General features: G+C 57.9%; 6 protein-coding genes. 4 read left to right on the forward strand and 2 right to left on the reverse strand.

Features of this window, described 5'->3' with window-relative positions:
* Positions 1-11 precede the first annotated feature (11 nt).
* From ptsP to DWY76_RS12410, 4 genes are all read left to right on the forward strand, one after another.
* Complete coding sequence (gene ptsP / locus DWY76_RS12395; protein WP_120081487.1) at positions 12-1,652, forward strand: phosphoenolpyruvate--protein phosphotransferase; 1,641 nt, start codon at positions 12-14, stop codon at positions 1,650-1,652.
* A gap of 183 nt (positions 1,653-1,835) precedes the next feature.
* Positions 1,836-3,017 carry a cation diffusion facilitator family transporter gene (locus DWY76_RS12400; RefSeq protein WP_005937613.1) on the forward strand — a complete coding sequence of 394 codons (1,182 nt, stop codon included), beginning with the start codon at positions 1,836-1,838 and terminating at the stop codon, positions 3,015-3,017.
* Positions 3,018-3,036: 19 nt separating this feature from the next.
* Positions 3,037-4,224: a pyridoxal phosphate-dependent aminotransferase gene (locus tag DWY76_RS12405; protein ID WP_120081488.1), complete on the forward strand. Its 1,188-nt coding sequence runs from the start codon at positions 3,037-3,039 to the stop codon at positions 4,222-4,224.
* An 84-nt stretch (positions 4,225-4,308) separates the two neighbouring features.
* Entirely contained in the window at positions 4,309-5,520 is a 1,212-nt protein-coding gene (locus DWY76_RS12410; protein ID WP_005937607.1) for an NADP-dependent isocitrate dehydrogenase, read from the forward strand.
* Between the two features lie 68 nt (positions 5,521-5,588).
* Here the strand turns inward: DWY76_RS12410 and DWY76_RS12415 are convergent, their stop codons facing one another.
* A complete protein-coding gene (locus DWY76_RS12415) occupies positions 5,589-5,873 on the reverse strand; it encodes a hypothetical protein (RefSeq protein WP_005937604.1) in 285 nt (94 codons plus the stop codon).
* A gap of 18 nt (positions 5,874-5,891) precedes the next feature.
* Entirely contained in the window at positions 5,892-6,647 is a 756-nt protein-coding gene (aroD, locus tag DWY76_RS12420; protein WP_120081489.1) for a type I 3-dehydroquinate dehydratase, read from the reverse strand.
* Positions 6,648-6,851: the final 204 nt, after the last annotated feature.

The raw sequence follows: 6,851 nt of genomic DNA on the forward strand, positions 1-6,851 counted from the left end.
AGTAGTGTGCAATGCAGGTAGGCACCGGTAAGAGCGTCCTGAATGGCATCGCCATCGGCAAGCTCAAGATCTACAAGAAAAAGGATACTGCCATTTCTGCCGCAGAGGTAGCGGATACCGCAGCGGAAGTGGCGCGTTTTGAAGAAGCGCAGCAGAAGGCCATTGAGCAGCAGACTGCGCTGTATGAAAAGGCACTGGCAGAGGCTGGCGAGGACATCGCCGAGGTGTTCAACATCCACGCCATGATGTTGGAAGACGACGACTTTGTGGATGCCATCAAGGAGATCATCAACAGCCAGAAAAAGTGTGCCGAGTACGCCGTCAAGACGGCAGGCAACAATCAGGCTGCGGTGTTCGCCGCCATGGATGACCCGTATCTGCAGGCCCGCAGTGCAGATGTCATCGATATCGCACAGGCCATTCTGGACATCCTGCAGGGGGTGGACAACGCCAGCCTGCAGGGCACCGAGCCCAGCATTCTGGTCGCGGAGGATCTGGCCCCGTCTGAGACCGTCCGCATGGATAAGAGCCTGCTGCTGGGCTTTATTACCCGTGAGGGCAGCTCCAACAGCCACACCGCCATTCTGGCCCGCAGCATGAACATCCCTGCCCTGATCCAGTGCAAGGATATTCAGGACGACTGGGACGGCAAGATGGCGGTCATCGATGGCTACAACGCCTGCGTTTACGTTGAACCCACCCCCGACCTGCTCAAGAGCCTGAAGAAGCGCCAGCAGGAAGATCAGAAGAAGCAGGCCCTGCTGCAGGAGCTGAAGGGCAAGCCCAACACCACGTTGGACGGCAAGACCATCAATGTCTTTGCCAACATCGGCGGCATGAGCGATGTGGGTGCTGTGCAGCAGAACGATGCCGGCGGCGTAGGCCTGTTCCGCACCGAGTTCGTCTATCTGAACTGCAAGGACTTCCCCACCGAGGACTACCAGTTCGAGGCCTACAAGCAGGTGGTGGAGAGTCTGGCTCCCCGCAAGGTGGTCGTCCGTACCTGCGACATCGGTGCCGATAAGACCGTCGATTACATGAAGCTGGATCACGAGGAGAACCCCGCTCTGGGCTACCGCGCCATCCGCATCTGCCTGACCCGCAGGGACTTCTTCAAGACCCAGCTGCGCGCTCTGCTGCGTGCTTCTGCCTACGGCAACATGAGCATCATGTTCCCCATGATCACCAGCCTGCGGGAGCTGCAGGATGCCAAGGCTGTTCTGGAAGAGTGCCGTGCAGAGCTGACCGCCGAGGGCGTGAAGATGGGCCAGAACATCGAGGTAGGCACCATGATCGAGACCCCCGCCGCTGTGCTGATCGCGGACGAGCTGGCTGCCGAGTGCGACTTCTTCTCCATCGGCACCAACGACCTGACCCAGTACACCTGTGCGCTGGACCGCCAGAATGCAAAGCTGGAGCCGTTCTTCAATCCGCACCATCCCGCTGTGCTGCGCGCCATCAAGATGACCATTGAGGCGGGCCACCGCCACGGCATCTGGGTGGGCATCTGCGGTGAGCTGGGTGCCGACACCGCCCTGACCGAGACCTTCCTGCGCATGGGCGTGGACGAGCTGTCCATGAATGCCAAGAGCATCCTGCCGGTGCGCAAGATCATCCGCAGCGTGGACCTGAGCAAGCCTTCTGAGAAGTAATTCATCCGAGAATCCCGGTTTACCGTTCCCATAAAGCTCCCCGGCAGGGCATCCCGCTCTGCCGGGGCTTTTCTATACCGGGCAAAAGTTTTCGGAAAATACTTTAAAACGATAAAGCGAAATGCTATACTATAAGCGATGACAGGGTATGCAGGTGTCCAGCGCTGCCCATGGAGGACCGTTATGACTCAGTTTTTGATTCGTCTTTTCATCCGCCAGCCCGACCATGCGCAGGACCCTAAGGTGCGCGCCGCCTACGGCAACCTTGCCTGCTGGGTGGGCGTGGCATGCAACCTGCTGCTATGTCTGGGCAAGCTGACCGTAGGCACTCTGTTCGGCTCCATTGCCATCATGGCAGATGCCCTGAACAACCTGTCGGATGCCTCGTCCAACGTGGTCAGTCTGGTGGGCTTCAAGCTGGCCGGCAAGGCCCCGGACGCAGAGCATCCCTTCGGCCATGCCCGGTATGAATATCTGGCGGGGCTGGTAGTCAGCGTGACCATTCTCGGCATCGGCTTTTCGCTGCTGAAGGAATCTGTGGTCAAGGTGCTGCACCCCACCCCGGTGATGTTCAGCTGGCTCACGGTGGCCGTGCTGATCGCTTCCATCCTCGTCAAGCTGTGGATGAGCGGCTTCAACCGCACCATCGGGCGTATCATCGGCTCCGAGACCCTCATTGCCACTGCTGCGGACAGCCGCAACGATGTGCTGAGCACTAGCGCGGTGCTCATTGCAGCGGTGCTGTGCCGCGTGACCGGCTGGGATGTGCTGGATGGCCTGATGGGTGTAGGCGTGGCGGCGTTCATCCTGATCTCCGGCTGGGGCCTTGTGATGGATACGCTCAGCCCGCTGCTGGGCGAAAGCCCCAGCGAGGATCTGGTGGACCACATCGAGCAGAAGGTGCTCTCTTATCCCGGCGTGCTGGGAATGCACGATCTGATGGTGCACGACTACGGCCCGGGACACCAGTTCGCCTCCCTGCATGTGGAACTGCCTGCCGAGCAGGACCCGCTGGAGGCACACGACCTGATCGACAACATTGAACGGGATTTTCTAAAGAATGACCGGCTTTTGGTTACCATCCACTACGACCCCATCGTTACCTCGGATGCTGCCGTGGGTGTGTTGCGCGCCCGCCTGACCGAAAAGCTGCGCCAGCTCGACCCGGCCCTTTCGCTGCACGATCTGCGCATCGTGCCGGGCAGGACCCACACCAACGTGCTGTTCGATCTGGTGCTGCCGGCAGGCTATGCAGGGGATAAGGTAGAGCTGCTGGAACAGCTGGAACAGTTCATCAAGGAACAGGATACAGCCTACAGCTGCATCATCAAGGTGGAGCAGAGCTATACGGCTGCCCACAAATAAACTCTCGGGGGAAAGTATTATGCTGAACGAGACTTATCGCGCGATGCTCGGCAATAAGAGCGTCATCCGCGAGACCTTTATGTACGGCAAGCAGCGTGCTGCCGAGATCGGATATGAGAACGTGTTCGATTACTCGCTGGGCAACCCCAGCGTGCCCTGCCCGCAGGAGTTCACTGCCGCCATGCAGGATCTGCTGGCCAACGAAGAGCCGGTAAATCTGCACGGCTACTGCCCCAGTCAGGGTGACCCGGGCTTCCGCACCGATGTGGCAGCGCACCTGACAAAGACCTTTGGCCTGCCCTATGAGCAGAAGCACATCTTCCCCACCACCGGTGCGGCGGGTGCCATTGCCCATGCCATCCGTGCGGTCACGCAGCCCGGCGACGAGGTGCTCACCTTTGCGCCCTACTTCCCGGAGTACGGCCCCTATGTGGCGGGCACCGGGGCGGTCCTCAAGGTGGTGCCGCCGCAGACACCGACCTTCCAGCCCAATCTGGACGCATTCGAGCAGATGATCGGCGAAAAGACCACCTGTGTGCTCATCAACACCCCCAACAACCCCACCGGCGTGGTCTACTCTGCCGGGACGCTCACCCGCATGGCAGAGATCCTGACCGAAAAGAGCAAGGCGTTCGGCCACAATATCTTCCTCGTCAGCGATGAGCCCTACCGGGATATCGCATTCGACGGCAAAAAGGTGCCCTACCCGGCGGCGTTCTACCCCCACACTCTCACCTGCTTTTCCTACTCCAAGAGCCTGAGCCTGCCCGGCGAGCGTCTTGGCTATGTGGCGGTGCGTCCGGGCTGTGAGGGCGAGGATGTGCTGGTGGACATGATGGCCCAGATCTCCCGCTTCACCGGCCACAACTGCCCGCCCAGCATCATCCAGCGGGCCGTAAGCCGCTGTCAGGATGTGACCAGTGATCTGAGTGTGTATGAGACCAACATGAACCTGCTGTACGATAAGCTCACCGCGCTGGGTTTTGAGGTGGAGCGCCCCGGCGGTACCTTCTACATCTTCCCCAAGGCTCTGGAAGAGGATGCCAACGCTTTCTGCATGAAGGCCCGGGAGTTTGACCTGCTGCTGGTGCCCAGCGACAGCTTCGGTGTCAAGGGCTATGTGCGCCTTGCCTACTGCATCGATACCGAAAAGGTCAAGCGCAGCCTGCCGGCCCTTGAAAAGCTGGCAGCCGCTTACCGCAAATAAACATTCTGCCGAACTGCCCGCGCGACATCTGGCAGTGCAGCGCGGCTGGAGAAACGATCCAAAGAGAGGAAAGGGAACCCTGCTATGGAAAAGATCAAAATGACCACGCCCCTCGTCGAGATGGACGGCGACGAAATGACCCGCATTCTGTGGAAGATGATCAAGGACGAACTGATCCTTCCGTTTGTGGACCTCAAGACCGAATATTACGATCTGGGCCTGCCCAACCGTGACGCTACCGCCGACAAGGTGACCATGGATGCCGCCCTTGCCAACAAGAAGTACGGCGTTTCGGTCAAGTGCGCCACCATCACTCCCAATGCCCAGCGCATGGACGAGTATAAGCTGCATGAGATGTGGAAAAGCCCCAACGGCACCATCCGCGCGGTGCTGGACGGCACCGTGTTCCGCGCACCCATCATGATCGACAGCATCAAGCCGGTGGTCAAGAACTGGAAAAAGCCCATCACCATTGCCCGCCACGCCTACGGCGATGTGTACAAGTGCACCGAGTTCCGCATCCCGGGTGCAGGCAAGGCTGAACTGGTGTTCACCGGTGCCGATGGCTCTGAGCAGCGCGCCACCGTCTTTGACTTTGAGGGCGCTGGCGTTCTGCAGGGCCAGTACAACAAGGATGATTCCATCCGCAGCTTTGCCCGCAGCTGCTTCAACTACGCACTGGATGTGAAGCAGGATCTGTGGTTCGGCGCAAAGGATACCATCTCCAAGAAGTACGACCACACCTTCAAGGATATCTTCCAGGAGGTGTACGACGCCGAGTATAAGGCAAAGTTCGAGGCTGCAGGCATCACCTACTTCTACAGCCTCATTGACGATATCGTTGCCCGCGTCATTCGCAGCGAGGGCGGCTTTGTCTGGGCCTGCAAGAACTACGACGGTGACGTGATGAGCGATATGGTGTCCACCGCCTTTGGCTCTCTGGCAATGATGACCAGCGTGTTGGTCAGCCCGGACGGCAAATACGAGTTCGAGGCCGCCCACGGCACCGTTACCCGCCATTACTATAAGTATCTGAAGGGCGAAAAGACCTCCACTAACCCCATGGCTACCATCTTTGCGTGGTCTGGCGCGTTCAAGAAGCGCGGTGAACTGGATGGCCTGCCGGAGCTGGTGAAGTTTGGCGAGGCACTGGAAGCCGCCAGCCTGCAGACCCTGAACGACGGCATCATGACGAAAGACCTGTGCGGTCTGGCTGAGGGCATCACCCCCACCGCTGTGGACAGCGAGGGCTTTATCAAGGCCATCCGCACTCGTCTGGAAGCCAAGCTGGCATAATCATCTCTTTGTGACATAAAAAGAAAGACCGGAACTGTAAGTGCGACCTACAGCTTCGGTCTTTTTCGTTAAAATGATGCGAACGAGCCTTGAATGTACCCGACAAAGAATGCAATAAATGTGCTGATGAGAATGCAGCCAAGCCACAAAAGGTCTGCGAGAAGCCGTTTGCCGGTCAACTGCTGGATGGTCTTTGAATAATCCAAAGCAAACCACAGCATGGCAGCAGAAAACAGAATGGAACTCCAATGAAGCCGAAAAGACAGCACCATGCTGAGAAGCACATAATTGATAAGCGTGTAAAAAATACTTCGCAAAAGAAGTTCTGGGAGAGCAGAATACTTCTTTTTCATAAAAGCTCCTTTCTGGATTTATAAATGCAGTGCATCCAATACTTCGTTTACGACCTCCAACGATACCTGCCCCGGTGCACTGGCCTGCCCGGGGTTGGCAAAGGTCATGGCAGAGCCAAAGGCTTCCCCGGCCAGACGGCTCACCGCGCCCAGAGCTCCCATGCTCATGGTAATGATGGGAGTCTCCGGATGCCGGTCGGCCATTTCAGCGGTGGCAGCCAGAAGCTCCAGCACATCGGCACGGCTCTGGGGCATCACAGCCAGTTTGGGCAGATCAGCCCCGGCCTGCTGCATGGCAACCATGCGGCTCACCAGTTCGGCGCGCGGCGGCGTTTTGTGGAAGTCGTGGCTGGAACACACCACTGCAGCCCCGGCGGTGTGGGCTTCTTCGATCAGCGCGGGAAGCTCTGCGCCTGCGGTGAAAAATTCAATGTCGATCAGATCGGCGCAGTCGGTGGCAAAAACGGTGCGGATAAAATGAAGATACTCTTTATGGGCCAGAGCGACTTTGCCGCCCTCGGCCTTTGTGCGGAAGGTGAAAAGAAGCAGCTGATCCTTCAAGGCAACACGGAGCTTTGCGGCGCAGTGCACGATAGCCGGAAGGTCTTTTGCACCTTCAAAGCAATCGATACGCCATTCCACACAATCGGCGCGCAATGTGGAAAACTCGGCAGCTTTTTCAAGAACGGCGGTTTCCGTGGGCTCTACAATAGGAATAATAACTTTGGGGCGGCCCTCGCCGATGCAGCAGCCGCGGATGTTGACACAGGACATGGCGCTTCTCCTTTATGTAATAAGTATAGCTACCTTATACAGGATACGGGGATGACTCCATAATACGTTCTGCCCGCCGCCTTGTCAAGAAAAAGGCACGTCCTGTAACGGGTGAAAAACAGAGAGATCCTTTATTCTGCAAAGAAATTGAAAAAAATCTGTCAAAAAGTGTTGACAAGGAGGCGGGGGTGTGGTATTATACTT

This window comes from Faecalibacterium sp. AF27-11BH (genome assembly GCF_003603005.1).
Taxonomy (GTDB): Bacteria; Bacillota; Clostridia; order Oscillospirales; family Ruminococcaceae; genus Faecalibacterium; species Faecalibacterium taiwanense.